General features: G+C 62.4%; 13 protein-coding genes. 11 read left to right on the top strand and 2 right to left on the bottom strand.

Translation table 11 applies throughout. The features are described from left to right. Positions 1-114: 114 nt before the first annotated feature. The 3 genes from pbpC (at position 115) to GVN17_RS14235 (ending at position 6,453) form a co-directional block, all read left to right on the top strand. Entirely contained in the window at positions 115-2,415 is a 2,301-nt protein-coding gene (gene pbpC / locus GVN17_RS14245; protein ID WP_166596138.1) for a peptidoglycan glycosyltransferase PbpC, read from the top strand. Positions 2,416-2,916: 501 nt separating this feature from the next. Then, positions 2,917-4,593 (top strand): collagen-like triple helix repeat-containing protein, encoded by a 1,677-nt coding sequence (locus tag GVN17_RS14240; RefSeq protein ID WP_166595916.1) that lies wholly within the window; start codon positions 2,917-2,919, stop codon positions 4,591-4,593. A 183-nt stretch (positions 4,594-4,776) separates the two neighbouring features. After that, a complete protein-coding gene (locus GVN17_RS14235; RefSeq protein WP_166595915.1) occupies positions 4,777-6,453 on the top strand; it encodes a ShlB/FhaC/HecB family hemolysin secretion/activation protein in 1,677 nt (558 codons plus the stop codon). 275 nt (positions 6,454-6,728) lie between these two features. Here GVN17_RS14235 and GVN17_RS14230 read toward each other — a convergent pair whose 3' ends face one another. Then, the gene (locus GVN17_RS14230) at positions 6,729-7,139 is read right to left on the bottom strand and encodes a response regulator (RefSeq protein ID WP_166595914.1); all 411 of its coding nucleotides are present in this window, start codon (positions 7,137-7,139) and stop codon (positions 6,729-6,731) included. Between the two features lie 51 nt (positions 7,140-7,190). Then, positions 7,191-7,412: a Flp family type IVb pilin gene (locus tag GVN17_RS14225; RefSeq protein WP_166595913.1), complete on the bottom strand. Its 222-nt coding sequence runs from the start codon at positions 7,410-7,412 to the stop codon at positions 7,191-7,193. Between the two features lie 332 nt (positions 7,413-7,744). On the opposite strand from GVN17_RS14225, the gene cpaB reads away from it, so the two are divergent. The 8 genes from cpaB to GVN17_RS14185 all read left to right on the top strand — a co-directional run. After that, positions 7,745-8,692, top strand: a complete 948-nt coding sequence (gene cpaB / locus GVN17_RS14220) for a Flp pilus assembly protein CpaB (RefSeq protein WP_166595912.1) — start codon at positions 7,745-7,747, stop codon at positions 8,690-8,692. A 69-nt stretch (positions 8,693-8,761) separates the two neighbouring features. Continuing rightward, the gene (locus GVN17_RS14215; RefSeq protein ID WP_256665235.1) at positions 8,762-9,970 is read left to right on the top strand and encodes a type II and III secretion system protein family protein; all 1,209 of its coding nucleotides are present in this window, start codon (positions 8,762-8,764) and stop codon (positions 9,968-9,970) included. Next, positions 9,967-11,166 carry a pilus assembly protein gene (locus tag GVN17_RS14210; RefSeq protein WP_166595910.1) on the top strand — a complete coding sequence of 400 codons (1,200 nt, stop codon included), beginning with the start codon at positions 9,967-9,969 and terminating at the stop codon, positions 11,164-11,166. Before GVN17_RS14215 ends, GVN17_RS14210 begins: the two co-directional genes overlap by 4 nt. After that, positions 11,163-12,425 carry a CpaF family protein gene (locus tag GVN17_RS14205; protein WP_166595909.1) on the top strand — a complete coding sequence of 421 codons (1,263 nt, stop codon included), beginning with the start codon at positions 11,163-11,165 and terminating at the stop codon, positions 12,423-12,425. The genes GVN17_RS14210 and GVN17_RS14205 overlap by 4 nt, the downstream gene beginning before the upstream one ends. A gap of 20 nt (positions 12,426-12,445) precedes the next feature. Continuing rightward, a complete protein-coding gene (locus GVN17_RS14200) occupies positions 12,446-13,330 on the top strand; it encodes a type II secretion system F family protein (protein WP_166595908.1) in 885 nt (294 codons plus the stop codon). Between the two features lies 1 nt (position 13,331). Beyond that, a complete protein-coding gene (locus GVN17_RS14195) occupies positions 13,332-14,219 on the top strand; it encodes a type II secretion system F family protein (protein ID WP_166595907.1) in 888 nt (295 codons plus the stop codon). Positions 14,220-14,227: 8 nt separating this feature from the next. Then, the gene (locus GVN17_RS14190) at positions 14,228-14,956 is read left to right on the top strand and encodes a tetratricopeptide repeat protein (RefSeq protein WP_166595906.1); all 729 of its coding nucleotides are present in this window, start codon (positions 14,228-14,230) and stop codon (positions 14,954-14,956) included. Then, positions 14,953-15,112: DUF3613 domain-containing protein (locus tag GVN17_RS14185; RefSeq protein WP_166595905.1), on the top strand; the 160-nt coding region annotated here is incomplete at its 3' end. The genes GVN17_RS14190 and GVN17_RS14185, both read left to right, overlap by 4 nt.

Raw genomic sequence — 15,112 nt, 5'->3', positions numbered from 1 at the left:
ACGGAAAAGGGCGTGTTCGCTTTGGCTACGGATGGGCGGGGCGAGTTCCCTAGAGCATAAAGGCTCTTTGGCATGAGGCGAGGAAAACTTGCCCTGCGCCTGTTGCGCGGATTCATGGTCGGCGCTTTGGGCCTGTGCTTGCTGCTCTGGCTCGCGGACCGAATCTGGCCGTTGCCCCTGCCCAAGGACGATCTGGCCCGCGTGGTGCTGGCCGAAGACGGCACGCCGCTGTGGCGCTTCGCCGATGCCAACGGCGTGTGGCGCTACCCGGTCACGGTGGATCAGGTGTCGCCCTATTACCTTGAAGCGCTGCTGACCTACGAAGACCGCTGGTTCTATCAGCATCCCGGCGTGAACCCGATGGCGCTGGTCCGTGCCACGTGGCAAAACCTCAGCGGCGGGCACGTGGTCTCGGGGGGCAGCACGCTGTCGATGCAGGTCGCCCGGTTGCTCGATCCTCACGCCCGAACCTTGCCCGGCAAGTTGCGCCAGTTGTGGCGAACGATGCAACTGGAGTGGCATCTGTCCAAGCAGGAAATCCTCGGTTTATATCTCAATCGCGCGCCGTTCGGTGGCACGTTGCAAGGTGTGGCGGCGGCGAGCTGGGCGTACCTCGGCAAGTCGCCGCAACAACTGACCCGCGCCGACGCCGCATTGCTGGCGGTACTACCGCAGGCGCCGAGCCGCTTGCGTCCGGATCGTCATCCGCAACGCGCTCAGGCCGCTCGCGACAAGGTTCTCAGGCGCTTGGCCGAGTTCGGCGAATGGCCGCAGCAGTCGGTCAACGAAGCGCTGGAAGAACCGCTGCTGCTCGCCCCGCGTCAGGAACCGACCCTCGCGCCACTCTTGGCGCGGCGCTTGAACCGACCGAACAGCCCGCCGTTGATTCGCACGACACTGGACGCCGGTTTGCAGCGTCGCCTCGAAGACCTGCTGCTGGGCTGGCGCGCGCGTTTGCCCGAGCGCACGTCGGCGGCGATTCTGGTGGTCGAGGCGGAGAACATGGCGACGCGGGCCTACGTCGGCTCAGTGGACATCGGCGATGACAAACGCTTCGGCCACGTGGACATGGTCAATGCGCTGCGCTCTCCGGGTTCGACGCTGAAACCCTTTTTGTACGGCAAGGCGATGGACGCGGGGCTGATCCATTCCGAATCGCTGATGCAGGACGTGCCACGTCGTTACGGCGATTACCGTCCGGGGAATTTCTCGTCCGGTTTCAACGGCGCGGTGGCGGCGAGTTCTGCATTGTCGATGTCGCTCAATCTGCCCGCCGTGCAACTGCTGGAGGCTTACGGCCCGAAACGCTTTGCTGCCGAACTGCGCAATGGCGGGGTGCCGTTGACCTTGCCTCCGTTGGCTGAACCGAACCTGGCGCTGATCCTCGGCGGCGCGGGCAGTCGGTTGGAAGATCTGGTGGGCGGCTACAGCGCGTTCGCGCGGGGAGGGCGCAGCGCCGACATTCGCTTGCAACCGGAAGATCGCCTGCGTGATCGGCCGATGATGTCCCCCGGCGCGGCGTGGATCATCCGGCGGATTCTGAGCGGCCAGTCGCGCCCCGATCTCGACCCTCACGCTGATCTGGTGCAGCGCCCGCAACTGGCGTGGAAAACCGGCACCAGTTATGGCTTTCGCGATGCCTGGTCGATTGGGGTGGGGCCACGATTCCTGATAGGCGTGTGGATCGGCAGGCCCGACGGGACGCCCGTACCGGGGCAGTTCGGTCTGGCCTCGGCGGCGCCGCTGATGTTGCAGGTACACGACCTGTTGGTGAACCGCGATGCCCAGCGCAACATCCTGCCGCCCGTGCAACCGGTGCCGCTCAGCGTGGGCGTGGCCGCGATCTGCTGGCCGCTCGGGCAGATCATGAACAAGAGCGACCCCAACTGCCGACGTCAGCGCTTTGCCTGGACGCTGGACGGCACCACGCCCCCGACCTTGCAAGCCACCGATCAGCCGTTGGGGCTGGGGCTGCTGGAGAAAGTCTGGATCAACGACAAGGGGCTGCGCGTCGGCGCCAGTTGTCCACAGGCTGAAGCCCGTGATATCGCGCTCTGGCCTGCGCCATTGGAACCGTGGTTGCCGAAGGGTGAGCGGCGTGAGGCGCGCTTGCCTGCCATCGATCCCTCTTGCCCACCTCAGGGCTTGAGCCTGGCCGCGCCGATTTCAATCGTGGGCGTGCGCGAAGGCGATCAACTGCGGGCGCCCACCGGCAGCCAGCAGCAGTTGCGATTGAAGCTGTCGGCATTGGGCGGCAACGGTCGCCGCTGGTGGTTCATCGACGGCGCGCCGGTGGGGGATACAGCCAATCAGGACAGCTACACCCACACCTTCAACCGCTTGGGGCGCTATCAACTGAGCGTGCTGGACGAAAGCGGGCAGACGGCGCGGGTGGAGTTCAGTGTGGTGGATTAGAGCGTGCATCCGCTAATGCCGCAGCGAATGTGCGATCGCATCGCGAATGAATTCGCTCCCACAGGTCCGGTGTTGAACCCAACTCCCAGTCTCGCCGCCATATCTAATGGGCTGACCTCAAAAATCAGCACGCTGAAGGCCCTGTGGGAGACGCGGAGGTTACGACGGCAGGGAACGCGGTGTGCCAGACAGCACATGCATTTCTGATCCTCCGCCTCGGCAGGACGCGAGATTTTTTGAGCGCCTCGGACCTGTCAATTACGACTATATAACTTTCGTCTGCGCAGGCTGCGGCGGTTATTTGCGTCGCTACTAACATCCTGATTCAAAACACGATTTTCACACCTTCAGTCACCCTTTCTCGCAGGTATATAAGGCGTTAATACCAAGTTGTGAGTTGCCCAATCCCCTTCCAAAGCCTGTCATGGCGTCATGGACAAGTGCTTTTCGGCTCAAGCCGGGAGGCCAATAAAACAATCGTGTTTTGGAAGGATTCTCCCCATGAAAACCCAGATGTTTTTCGCATCATCGGCATTGGCACTTGTTCTGGCGGTCAGCTTGGGTGGGTGCAGCAGTGGCGGTGGCGGTTCGAAAAGTCATGTCGATGGTTCCTCATCCACAGCGGGTACATCGGGAGGGTCAGCCAGCGGCGGAACCACCGATGGCAGCGGTTCGGGCGGCACCGGTAATACGGGTGGGACAGGAGGCACAGGCGATACCGGAACGGGTGGCACAGGCGGAACAGGCGGAACCGGTGGTGGCGTGGTTGACGGCGGCACCGGAGGCACGGGCGGAACAGGTGGTACAGGCGGTACAGGCGGCACTGATGGTGGAACCGGCGGAAACGGTGGCGGCACTCCGGTGATCCGGACACGCAGCACGACCGCACAGACCAGCGTCGATCTCGGCAACGTCCTCGGTCAGGTGGGCGATGCGGTCGTGGGCGTAGGTGATGCCGTGTCGTCGGTGCCGATTGCGGGCAACACCGATCTGACCTCCGGCGCGGGTGGCCTGGTTTCATCCCTTGGTTTCGCGGCGAACAGCGTCAGCGGCGGTTTGGTCGATGGCCTCGGCACACTTGGCACCGACAGTAATTCCCTCGGCATGACGCTTTCCAGCGTCGGCACGGCGACCGGCGACCTCGGCACTGGCGTCTCTTCCCTCGGCACTGGCGTGTCGAAATTCGCCCGATCCTCGGCCATCGAACAGGTGCCGTTGGTGGGCACCGTGGTCGGCGGCGCAGGCGATCTGGTCGACGGCGTAGGCCAGAAGGTCACCATGCTCGGTGACACCCTCAGCGCCGCCACCACCAGTGGCCCGCTCGGCTCGGCCACGCAAGCCATCGGCGACAAACTGGTGCCGGTGGTGGCGATGCTCGAATCGACCACCAACAAAGTCGGCAGCGCGACAGGGCTGGGTCAGCCAGTGAACGGCTTGCTGCAGAACGTCAAAGGCACGCTCAATAACGTCGGCAGCAGCCTGCAAAACGGCGCGCAGAACAATCCGCTCACTGCAGGGCTGGGCGGCTCGCTCGGCGGCCTGGGTGATGTGGCGGGCACGGCAGCCGGTTACCTGCAAGCCAATGCCGGCACGGGTGGCGGCACCACGTTGCCTGGCCTGCCGGGGCTGCCCAGCGTTCCGGGCTTGAACGGCGGCTTGCTTGAGAACGTCGGTGGTGTGGTCGCTGCCGCAGGTTCGGGGCTGACCGCAGGTTCTGGCGGCGGTCTGCTGGGCGCCGCAGGTCTGAATGGCACCGGCGCCGGCACGACGGTCGCGTCCCTTGGTCCGATCCTCGGTGGCAATGGGGCCGCCAATACGGCGCTCGGCGCACCGGTCGCTGCGTTGACCAATAACGTCGCCTCCGCGATTACGCCCGTCGTGACCAACGTCGCCAGCGTCACGCAGAACATCGTCGGGGCCACGGGCATCGGCGCACCGGTCAACGGCCTGCTCACGCAAGCGGGCGGTGCAGTCAGCAGTCTGGGTAGCCAGATTGCCGCGACCAACGCCAACCCGGTCACCACGGCGGTTGGCGGCACGGTCTCGACACTGGGCACTACGGTCGCTCAGGTGGGTGGCCTGGTGAATGCAAATGGCAGCGCGTCGAACGGTGGCGTCGGCGGGCTGCTCAACGGGGTTACAAGCGTCCTCGGCGGTGGGTTGGCTACGCGTAAGTAAGAAGTGCTGGGCAGTGTGAGAACGTTCGCGAGTTAGTTGTCCGCGATGCCGTGTTCTTTCTCCAGCTTGCTTCGCTAGCGACTTCTCCCACAACGCCTACGCTTGTTTCAGACAGGGGAGTCGGAAGATCCCCTGTCTTTTTTTTGCCCGTGCACCGCTGCTGTTGGCCAATGGAGTGTCCTTATGCGTGCTTGTATCCCTGTCTTCGTGCTGGGTGTTTCTGTCTCTCCTTTCTTCGCGAACGCTGAACCGCTTCCCAGCTTCCTCAACAGCAACGACCGCGAGCGCACGCTCCCGGTGCCCAACCTTCCCGCTGATGCCTACCGTCCTGCGACGCCCGCCCTGCAGGTGCCTGCACCGCCGTCCGACGCCACGCCCTTGATGATGAGCACCAAAGTCGGCGTGCGCAAAATTCGTATCGAAGGCGGCACGGTGTACCCGCTGGAACAGCTCGGCGCTGCCTATGAACCCTTGATCGGCCGCGACGCCACACTCGCCGAATTGATCGAGGCCACGCGCGGCATCACCCGGCGTTATCAGGATGACGGCTATCTGTTGTCCTACGCGTTCCTGCCGCCGCAAAACTTCGATCAGGGGCTGGTGCGCGTGGTGCTGGTGGAAGGTTACGTGCGGGATTATCGGCTTGAAGGTGACATTGGCAACGTGTCGGCGTACCTGCAAAAGCTCGTCGACAAGATCAAGCAGGAGCGTCCGCTGACCCGCAAGACGTTCGAGCGCTACACCTCGCTGATGAGCCGGGTGCCGGGCGTGACCTTGCAGGCTCAAGTGCCGCCACCGGGCACCACGGACGGCGCGACCACGTTGATCGCCCAAGCCTCGCGCAAACCTTTCACCAGCACCCTGAGCACCACGGACGATAACCGCGATGGCCTGCAAGCGTTGCTCGGTTTGAGCAGCAACGCGCAGACCGCCATGGCCGAGCAACTGACCTTCAGCGGCCTGTTCCCGCCAGGAGACGACAAAGAGCATTACTACCGTCTGGATTACAGCCAGTACCTCAATACCGAGGGCACGCAGCTGAATCTCTCGGCGTCTCACTACCGCAGCGAGCCGGGCACCAACGTGGCGTTGGACAATGGGTTGGAGTTGAAGCAACGGCGCGACAACGACCGGTTTTCCATTGGCTTCACCCATCCGCTGATTGCGGCTCAGAACGAATGGCTGAGCGCAGGGGCGCGGCTGTACGCGGTGAATGACAAGACGCGTTACGACGTGATTGGCTTTCCTTTGAGCGTGCAAAGTCGCACCGATATCCGCGCTGTGGCGGTGGAAGGCGATTGGCGCAAATCGACGGATCGCCAGCTACGAATTCTCAGCGCCGGGGTGTACCAGGGCATCGATGGCATGGGCGCGAAGACCGACGACAGCACATACGACCTGGACTTCTTTCGGGCGCGGTTGTCGGGGGTGCAAAGCGACAAGTTTTTCGAGCATTGGCAGGGGGTGTTTTCCGCTGCGTTGTACTGGAGCGACGACACCTTGCCAGACAGTGAGCGGGCGCAGTTTGGCGGGCAGAATTTCGGCCGAGGCTACCCGACCGATCAAGCGTCCGGCGACAAGGGCTGGGGCGTGGCGTATGAGGTCAACTACAGCTTCACCCGTGACGGCAACTGGGTGAAAGTGCTGCAACCGTACGTAGTGTTCGACGCGGCGCGGACGTGGTTCAACGAACTGCCGGTCAAGGATTCGAAACTGTCCTCAGCGGCGGGCGGACTCAGGTTTGGCGATGGCCGTTATTACAACATCGCGCTGGAAGCGGCCAAGCCGATGTCAGACGTCGGGCTGGACAGTTTCAACCGCAATCCCAGGTTCACGTTGAGCTTCAGTTATCAGCTTTGAGAGAGGAGGGCGGTGTGTCGGGCTTGGATGTGGCCTGATATACCGCCTTCGCTGCCGTCGTAACCTCCGGCGTCTCCCACGAGTCTTATGCCGTTCTGAACATTTGTGATCGGCACCGAGGGAGCTAGAAGGCGAGGCGTTCGGTTCGGGTTTGCCGCAGAACCTGTGGGAGACGCCGGAGGTTACGACGGCAGCGAAGCGGTGTGCCCGGCGACGGATAGGCCGACGGGCACAGCACCTTCATGGTCATTGGGAATCCCGGTCGAAAGGAAGGCTCAAGGCCCGACCTGATACACCTTCGGTTTCGGAAACAGGTTGTCGAGGGTTTCCAGCAGCCGGACGTGGTAGATGGGTTTGCGGAACAGGTCCAGCACGTGCAGGCGCAGCAGGTCGCTGACGTCTTCCATGTCAGCATGCCCTGAAGTGACGATGACCGGCAGGTGCTGGCGTGACGTATGCTCGCGCAGGCGTTTGATCAGCGAGATGCCGCTTTCCTCCGGCATCCGCAGATCAGTGATCACCAAGGCGATGTCCGGGTGCTCGGTCAGCAGCTTCAGCGCCACCTTGACAGAGGGCGCCGTGAAGCAGCAAAACCCCTCGCCTTCGAGCAACTCGGCCAGCTCTTCGTTGGCGTCCTCTTCGTCGTCAACGAGTAGTAATTGTTGGCGTGTAGGAGCGGCGGCCATAAAGACAATCCTTAGTGATGGAGATTTCCTTAGAGTAGGCGCCTTTTGAGATTAGCTGCCTGAACTGCCCGAACTCCCTGATGATCCAGAAGTCGGTGTCAGCGCCGTCGTAATGCTGCTGAAAGTATTGGTCAGCGCGGTTTTGACGCTTGGAGAAATACCCACGATAACCAGCGCAACCATCGCGATGATGATGACGTATTCAACAGCCGAGGCACCATCTTCTCGTTTGAGAAATTTTTTGATCCATCTAACGGTTTTTGCAAGGTACATCTCACTTCTCCTCAGCGCACCAAAGCGCGTTACTGCACGCAAAAAGCGTTTGCCAATCCTTCGTACCCACAGCATTGACCCCATTTCCACACTCCACAATCGCAAGAAAGCATTAATCCGAAAGTAATAATGCCAGGCGGCCCACAGGCCGTGGCCTGGCCCCTCCGAATGAATGAGTGCATGGGAAATTTCCGACGAATGATGGCGTTTTGAATGACCTCGTCTACCTTCATAAGGCGAAAAGGAAGAATGTTCACAGCCAACTGACTGATCGGTTGTCTCGAACCGTTTTCGAAGTGATCCGCAGAGCGGTAAGGCACAGGAGGGCCGTCATGAGCAGTCGCGTCACACTAGGGCTCGCTGTACTTTTTCTGCTGGGTGCGCTGTTTGCCGGGTATTGGGGATTGGTATTGAGCCGCCAACCCGCGCCTGCACCTCAAGCGCCTGTCGCACAGACCGTTACCCCGGTCGCCGCCCCCGTTGTCGAAGAAAAACCCTCCGAAGACCCGACCCGCCAATCCGTGCTGGTGCTGGCGCGCGATCTCCCCGCGTTTGAGCCCATCAAGGCTGACGACCTGATTGTCGAACGCCTCAAGGTCGCGCCTGCCGGAAGCTTCAGCAAACCGGATGAGGCCATCGGCCGCCTGTCGTGGCGCCCCCTCGCGGCAGGCACCTGGCTGACCGACAGCAGCTTCGAAGCCGGTGGCCCATTGGCTCGAATGATCCGCTCCGGCGAGCGAGCACTGGCGCTGTCCATTGACGAAATCATCGGTGCCGGAGGGCAGTTGAGCCCCGGTGATTACGTGGATGTCTTGCTGTACCTGCCTCCGGACCAGGCCAATAACGACCGCAGCGCGCAAACCGTCGTTCCAGCGTTACGCGTGCTCAGTGTGGGGGCGTTGATGGGGCCGGTGAATCAGGGCCAGGACGATCAAGGCATCAGCCGCGACGAGCGCGCCCAACAGCAAAAAGGCAGGGTCAATGCCCGGAGCGTGGTCGTCGCGGTGCCGGAAAAGCTGCTCAACCGTTTGATGCTGGCCTCGCAAGCCGGCCCTCTGCGCCTGGCTGTGCGCAGCGCCGACGAGAAAAATCTTGAGCGTTACTGGGCGGGCGACAGCGACATAGCCCTGCAGCTGGACACCACGAATCGCAACGTCACCCACTTCAACCAACTGAGTCTGCAGTCCAACGTTGCGGTTCGCGCCAGCGGGGGTGCCCCGCGCGGACCGCGACCGGTGGAAGTCATTCGTGGCAATCAGATCACGCAGCAAACCCCCTGATTCGAGCAAGGATTGCACTTGATGAGCAGCCGTTCCAAACCGGTGTTGAACCGTATCGTGTTGGCCTTTATGTCTCTCGGTCTGTATCAGGGCATCGCGGTGGCCGCGCCGACCGGGTGTTCGGGACTCGCGGCCATGCCAGCGGCCACCGAGATCGGCCAGGGCGTGCAGCAAGCTATCCGCTCGCCTGTCGCCATTACGCGTCTGGCAGTGGGCGATCCGAAGATTGCGGATGTTCATGTGAACGGCGACGACAACGGCGGCTTCCTGCTGACCGGTGTGGGACCGGGCACTACCAGCCTGATGATCTGGACGGCGTGTTCCACTTCGCCCCGGCAGAGCATGGTGTTCGTGCGTGGCACCGCGAAGACGGCGATGACTGACACCCTGCTGCCACCTTCCGAAGACCCGCTGCTCCCCAGTCAGGTGCAAACCGACATTCGTTTCGTCGAGGTCAGCCGTACCAAGTTGAAAGAAGCCAGCACCTCGATCTTTGGCAGAGGCTCGAACAATTTCCTCTTCGGCTCCCCCGGCACCGTACCGGGCGTGACGGTGACGCCGGGCACCGTGGGCGGCACGCGACCGGCGATCCCGCTCAGCAACAACAACTTCAACATCGTCTGGGGCGGCGGCAGCAGCAAAGTGCTGGGCATGCTCAATGCCATGGAAACGAGCGGTTTCGCCTACACCCTCGCCCGGCCAAGCCTGGTGGCATTGAGCGGGCAGAGCGCGAGTTTCCTGGCCGGTGGCGAATTCCCGGTGCCGGTGCCCAACGGCGAAGGCAACGGCATTTCCATCGAATATAAAGAGTACGGCGTGCGCTTGACGCTGACCCCGACCGTGGTGGGCCGCAACCGCATATCGCTGAAAGTCGCGCCCGAAGTCAGCGAGCTGGATTTCACGGCGGGGGTGACCATCGCGGGCACCACCGTACCGGCGCTGAACGTCCGCCGCACCGACACCAGCGTCTCGTTGGCCGATGGTGAGAGCTTCGTGATCAGTGGCCTGATCAACACCAGCAACATCGCCTCGGTGGATAAATTTCCGGGGCTCGGCGACATCCCGATCCTCGGCGCGTTGTTTCGCAGTTCGCAGATCAACCGCGATGAACGTGAGCTGCTGATGATCGTCACCCCGCACCTGGTTCAGCCGATGGCCGTGAATGCGCCGTTGCCGTCACTGCCGGGTGAAGGGCTGCGCAATTACGACCCGAGTTTCCTCAAGATGTACTTCCTCGAAAACGGCAGCTTTGATCGCCGCAGTGGGTTATCGCAATGAGCCAGGGACCGAGCCTCAGCCAGACCTTTCTGGCCATCACCCGCAACAGCACCGACCTCGAATGGCTGCAGGGTGCGCTGGCCCCGTTAGGCCAGGTGGTCAGCGCGGGCACCGGCAGCCTGGATGAACTGCTGGCGCTGGTGGATGTGACCTTCGCCAGCGTGGTGTTCGTCGGCCTCGACCGCGAGCATTTGATGAACCAGAGCGCGTTGATCGAAGGCGCACTGGAGGCGAAGCCGATGCTGGCCATCGTCGCGCTGGGCGACGGCATGGACAACCAGCTCGTGCTCAATGCCATGCGGGCCGGGGCGCGGGATTTCGTGGCCTACGGTTCGCGCTCCAGTGAGGTGGCCGGTCTGGTGCGGCGCCTGAGCAAACGCCTGCCGCCCGTGGCGCCGAACCCCAACATGGGTGGCCTGACCGTGATCTACGGCGCCCAATGCGATGGCGATGGCGCGCTGGTGTCGGCGCATCTGGCCCTCGTCGCGCAACAGAAGGAACAGCGCACCTTGCTGTTGGATTTGGGCATGCCTCGCGGCGACAGCCTGGCCATGTTGAGCCTCGAATCCTCGTTCAATTTTGGCGATGCCGTGCGCCATTTGCGTCGTCTTGACTCCACCCTGATCGACAGCGCCTTCACGGTCCACCCGACTCAACTGCGCATTCTCGCGTATGGCGAGGACGACATGTCGCTGGAACACACCAGCGCCGCCGAGCTGTACATGTTGCTCAGTGCGTTGCGTCAGCACTTTCAGCATGTCGTGGTGAATCTGGTGGGCCAGCCGGACAGCGAGTCGCTGCGGACCTTCGTCACTCATTGCGATCAGTTGCTGTGGTACGTCGATCAGAACGTCATCGAATGCCGTCGCAACCTGGCGATCCTCAATCTGTGGCGCGAAAAAGGCCTGAAGTTGCAGCAGGGCGGGTTGCTGGTGGACAAGTACCTGCGCCAGGTCACGCCCAACGCCGAGGCACTGGAGAAGACCTTCGGGCTGCCAGCCATGGCCGTTTTGCCGCTCAGCCCCGAGTTGCGCCTGAACGCGAAAAATCAGGGCCTGTCGCTGTTCGAGCTGTCGCCCCGAGAGTCCTTGAGCACCGGCTTGAAAAACCTGGGCGAGCGGATGGCCAGTCAGAACCAGACGCCGGACAAGCCCCGTGACGGCTGGCTCGGACGTTTACTGGGAGCGCGTAAATGAAAGGCGAAAAGCTGTTCGGCGTGTCGTCGCGTCCTCAGGATGCGGGCGGCGACGGTCAGGGTCTGAAGCTGGTCCTGCACCGCTACATCATCGATGCCATCGAAGAAAGCGGACGCAACCTGCTGGAAGGCACGCGCCCGGCGCTGGCTCAGTTCGTCACCGACAAAGTGGCCGAATACGTGGCGCGGCTGCGGCTGGCGATTTCCCGTTACGAGATGGAGCGGCTTGCGGAGGAGTTGGTGGATGAACTCACCGGTTTCGGTCCGCTGGAGGTGCTGCTGCGGGACAAGTCAGTGACGGAAATTCTGGTCAACGGCCCGAACAAAGTGTTCATCGAGCGCGAAGGCGTGTTGCACCATTCGGACCTGCGCTTCATCGATTCCCACCACGTCGAGCGTGTGATTCAGCGGATTCTCGCGCCGCTGGGGCGTCGTCTGGACGAATCCTCGCCGATGGTCGATGCGCGTTTGCCCGATGGCAGCCGGGTCAACGCGATCATCCCGCCCATTGCGCTGGACGGGCCGTGCGTGTCGATCCGGAAATTCCGCAAGGACATGCTCAAGAGCGCCGACCTGGTGGCGATGCAGACCATCGACCAGTCGATCTACGACTTTCTTGAAACCGCCGTGAGCAAGCGCTGCAACATCCTCATCAGCGGCGGTACGGGCACTGGCAAGACCACCATGCTCAACGTCATGAGCCAGATGATCCAGACGCAGCAGCGGCTGGTGACCATCGAAGACGTCGCCGAATTGCAGCTTGGCCACCCCCACGTCGTGCGCCTGGAAACCCGCCCCCCCAATGCCGAGGGCCACGGTGAGGTGCGCGCCAGCGACCTGATTCGCAACGCTCTGCGGATGCGCCCCGACCGGATCATCCTCGGCGAGATTCGAGGCGTTGAAGTGCTCGACGTGCTGACCGCGATGAACACCGGGCACGACGGCTCCATGAGCACCGTGCACGCCAACAACGCGCAGGATGCCTTGCTGCGGCTGGAGACGCTGGTGGGGTTGACGGGCCGGCAAATCGCCGAGAAAACCTTGCGGCAGATGATCTGCGCGGCGCTGGACGTGATCATCCAGCTAACGCGCATGCCCGATGGGCGACGCTGCGTCAGCGAGGTGGTGGAAGTGGTGGGCGTGCGTGACGACGTGTACGTCACCAATACGTTGTTCCGCCTTGATCGGCGGACTGGTTTCGGTTTCTTGCGCGAGGCCATGAACCCCGCCGGGGACAAACTGCGGCAGATGGACTATTAGGCAGGGTCAGGGAGGTTCAGGTGAAAGGCGCGATTATCCTCGGGCTCGTCTTCATGTTGCTGATGCTGCTGTCGTTCTACCTGTTTTATCGCGGGCTGAACCAGGGCGCTCACGACCGTGTCATGGCGCGCCTGTCATTGGGGCAGCCTGAGCCTGATGCCGCAAAACCGGGTCTGGCGCGAATAGAACGTGCCTTTCTGCGGGCAGGGTTGGGGCGGCCCACCGAGCGCTTGCCGCTGGCCCTCACCGTCTGGGCGATGGCGATGTTGCTGGGCTATCTGCTGCACGACGGGTTTGGTCTGATGCTGGGCATTTTGCTGCCGGTCATCGTGTTGCGTTTTTACGTCAGCTTTCGCTATCGGCGTCGGGTGCGGCGCATGATCGAGCAATTGCCGCAGTTGCTCGATCACGCCGTGCGCAGCCTGAAATCCGGCCGCACGTTGGGTGATGCCATTCTGCACAGCATCGACTCGGCGAGTTATCCCTTGAACGACGCCATGTCGCGCATCAAGCGCAACGTGCAGATGGGCGTTTCATTACCAGACGCCGTGCAAGACTTCGCTGAGCTGTACGAGCGCGATGAGTTCCAGCTGTTCGCCATGGGCCTGCGGGTCAATCACCGTTACGGCGGCAATGCCAGCGAATTGCTCGACAACCTGATTCGCTTGATCCGTGAGCGCGAGCAGGGCGCACGGCAGTTGCGGGCGATGACCGGCGAAACCCGCATGACCGCCGTGGTGCTGGCGCTGCTGCCGGTGGGCATGGTGGCGTACTTCCTGGCAGTGAACCCGAACTACCTTCTGCACATGTGGAACGACGGTTCGGGGAAGACCATGCTGATGGTCGCGTTTGGCATGCAGACGGCGGGCTGTCTGGCGCTGTGGCGCATGTTGCGGAGCGTGTGAGATGGCCTTGTTGCTCAGCGCATTGATGTTCTTCATCGCCGGATTCTTCCTGCTGCTGACCGTGGCCCGCCAGCGCCGCAATGAACGCCTGGTGATGTCGCGATTGCAAGGGGTGGTCGCCCGCGACAGTCGCGTGAGCACGTTATTACGCTTGCTGGGTGACAGCCGATTCGGCCAGCGTTCGGTCAGTCTCGACAGCGAAACTCAAATCCTGTTGAACCGCATCGGCTGGCGGCGGGCGAGCCAGCGTTCGTTGTTCGCGGCCTGCCAGGTCGGCACGCCCATTGTGGCGGTGTGCATCGTGATGCTGGTGCAGGCGCTGTTCTTCAGTGACGTCGAATACCCGCTGCTGGCGCCGATGTTCGCGTTGGGTCTGGGCTACCTCGCGCCCAAGCGCATTCTGGCCACGGCGGCCATGCGCCGGCAAAAACAGGCAGTCGCGGAAATCGCCACATTCATTCCACTGCTTCGCATCCTGTTCGAATCGGGCATGGCGGTGGAACAGGCGCTGCGGGTGTTGAGCAACGAGGGGCGAAGCCTGCTGCCGGTGCTGTCGTCGGAGCTTCGGGTGATGCTGGTGCGTATCGACTCCGGTCTGGAACTGGGTGATGAGCTGAACAAGATGGCCGCCGTGCTGGCGGTGGATGAGTTCAGCGACACCTGCGTCATTCTCAATCAGTTGATTCATCAGGGCGGGGGGGCGATGAAGTCGCTGCTGGCGCTCAAGCAGTTGATCGATGACCGCCGTTTGACGCGGTTGCAGGAATACATTTCCAAGCTGTCGGCGAAGATGTCGATCGTGATGATGGTGTTTCTGTTTCCCGCGTTATTGATCGTATTGGCCGGGCCAGGCTTCGTCGCCATTGGCAAGGCATTGGGTTCGCATTAGGAGATCGAATGAAAGCGCTCATCGCAGTAATAGGCCTGGCGTTGCTCAGTGGTTGCGCCGCTGACGGCACGGCGCCTTGGCTGGCGCAGGCCACCGCTGGCAGTTGCGCGAAGCCGACGTCGGATCAGGAGCTGGCGTTGAACATGGCGCAGGACATGGCCGATGAAGGCCGCTTGCACGCGAGCCTGGCCCATCTGGAAAGCTTGCCGCCGACGTTGCCGGATGTGCGGCTGCGCAAGGCCCGAGTGCTGCGTCTCTTGGGTAGCAACGAGGCCGAGCCGCTGTACAAGAGTCTGATCGGGACCTGTCGCGCGGCGGAGGGCGAGCATGGGCTTGGCCAGCTCGCGGCAGCGCGGGGCGATAACAATCAGGCGCTGATGTATTTGCAGGCGGCAGTGAAGCTCTCGCCCACCGACGAGAAAATCCGCAACGACCTAGGTGTCGTCTACCTCAATCAGCGCAAGCTCGACCTGGCACGCTTTCAGTTCCTCACGGCGATGGAGCTGAAACAGCCCGATACGTTGGCAGCGCAGAACATGGTCACGTTGCTGATTTATCAGGATGACTGGACGCAAGCGGCGGAGCTGGTGTCGCGCACCGGGTTGACACCTGAGCAGGTGAACGACGCCCAGGCACGCGCCGAGACACTCAAAAAAACCCCGGCAGGCACGCCACTCAAGGCCGACAAAGTCGCCGCCGTCATCGAGGCTCCGACGATCGCAGGGAGACAACCATGAAACGCCTATTGTTGACGGGTTTGTGCATGCTGACGCTCAGCGGCACAGTCTTCGCCATAGAACCTGGCCCGTCCTCGGCTGCGCAAAAACAGACGGAAGACTGGCTGCAACTCCAGGCCAGCGGCAGGGCCGCGTCCCCCATTCCCCAACCCCAAG

The sequence above is a fragment of the Pseudomonas sp. SLFW genome, from assembly GCF_009905615.1.
GTDB lineage: Bacteria > Pseudomonadota > Gammaproteobacteria > Pseudomonadales > Pseudomonadaceae > Aquipseudomonas > Aquipseudomonas bambusae.
Note: the sequence above shows the minus strand (reverse complement) of the source record. Positions and strands in the feature narration are given on the sequence as shown.

Coding starts and splice junctions, on each gene's coding strand:
- pbpC (WP_166596138.1), top strand. CDS start 115: ATGGTCGGCGCTTTGGGCCTGTGCTTGCTGCTCTGGCTCGCGGACCGA.
- GVN17_RS14240 (WP_166595916.1), top strand. CDS start 2,917: ATGAAAACCCAGATGTTTTTCGCATCATCGGCATTGGCACTTGTTCTG.
- GVN17_RS14235 (WP_166595915.1), top strand. CDS start 4,777: ATGCGTGCTTGTATCCCTGTCTTCGTGCTGGGTGTTTCTGTCTCTCCT.
- GVN17_RS14230 (WP_166595914.1), bottom strand. CDS start 7,139: ATGGCCGCCGCTCCTACACGCCAACAATTACTACTCGTTGACGACGAA.
- GVN17_RS14225 (WP_166595913.1), bottom strand. CDS start 7,412: ATGTACCTTGCAAAAACCGTTAGATGGATCAAAAAATTTCTCAAACGA.
- cpaB (WP_166595912.1), top strand. CDS start 7,745: ATGAGCAGTCGCGTCACACTAGGGCTCGCTGTACTTTTTCTGCTGGGT.
- GVN17_RS14215 (WP_256665235.1), top strand. CDS start 8,762: ATGTCTCTCGGTCTGTATCAGGGCATCGCGGTGGCCGCGCCGACCGGG.
- GVN17_RS14210 (WP_166595910.1), top strand. CDS start 9,967: ATGAGCCAGGGACCGAGCCTCAGCCAGACCTTTCTGGCCATCACCCGC.
- GVN17_RS14205 (WP_166595909.1), top strand. CDS start 11,163: ATGAAAGGCGAAAAGCTGTTCGGCGTGTCGTCGCGTCCTCAGGATGCG.
- GVN17_RS14195 (WP_166595907.1), top strand. CDS start 13,332: ATGGCCTTGTTGCTCAGCGCATTGATGTTCTTCATCGCCGGATTCTTC.
- GVN17_RS14190 (WP_166595906.1), top strand. CDS start 14,228: ATGAAAGCGCTCATCGCAGTAATAGGCCTGGCGTTGCTCAGTGGTTGC.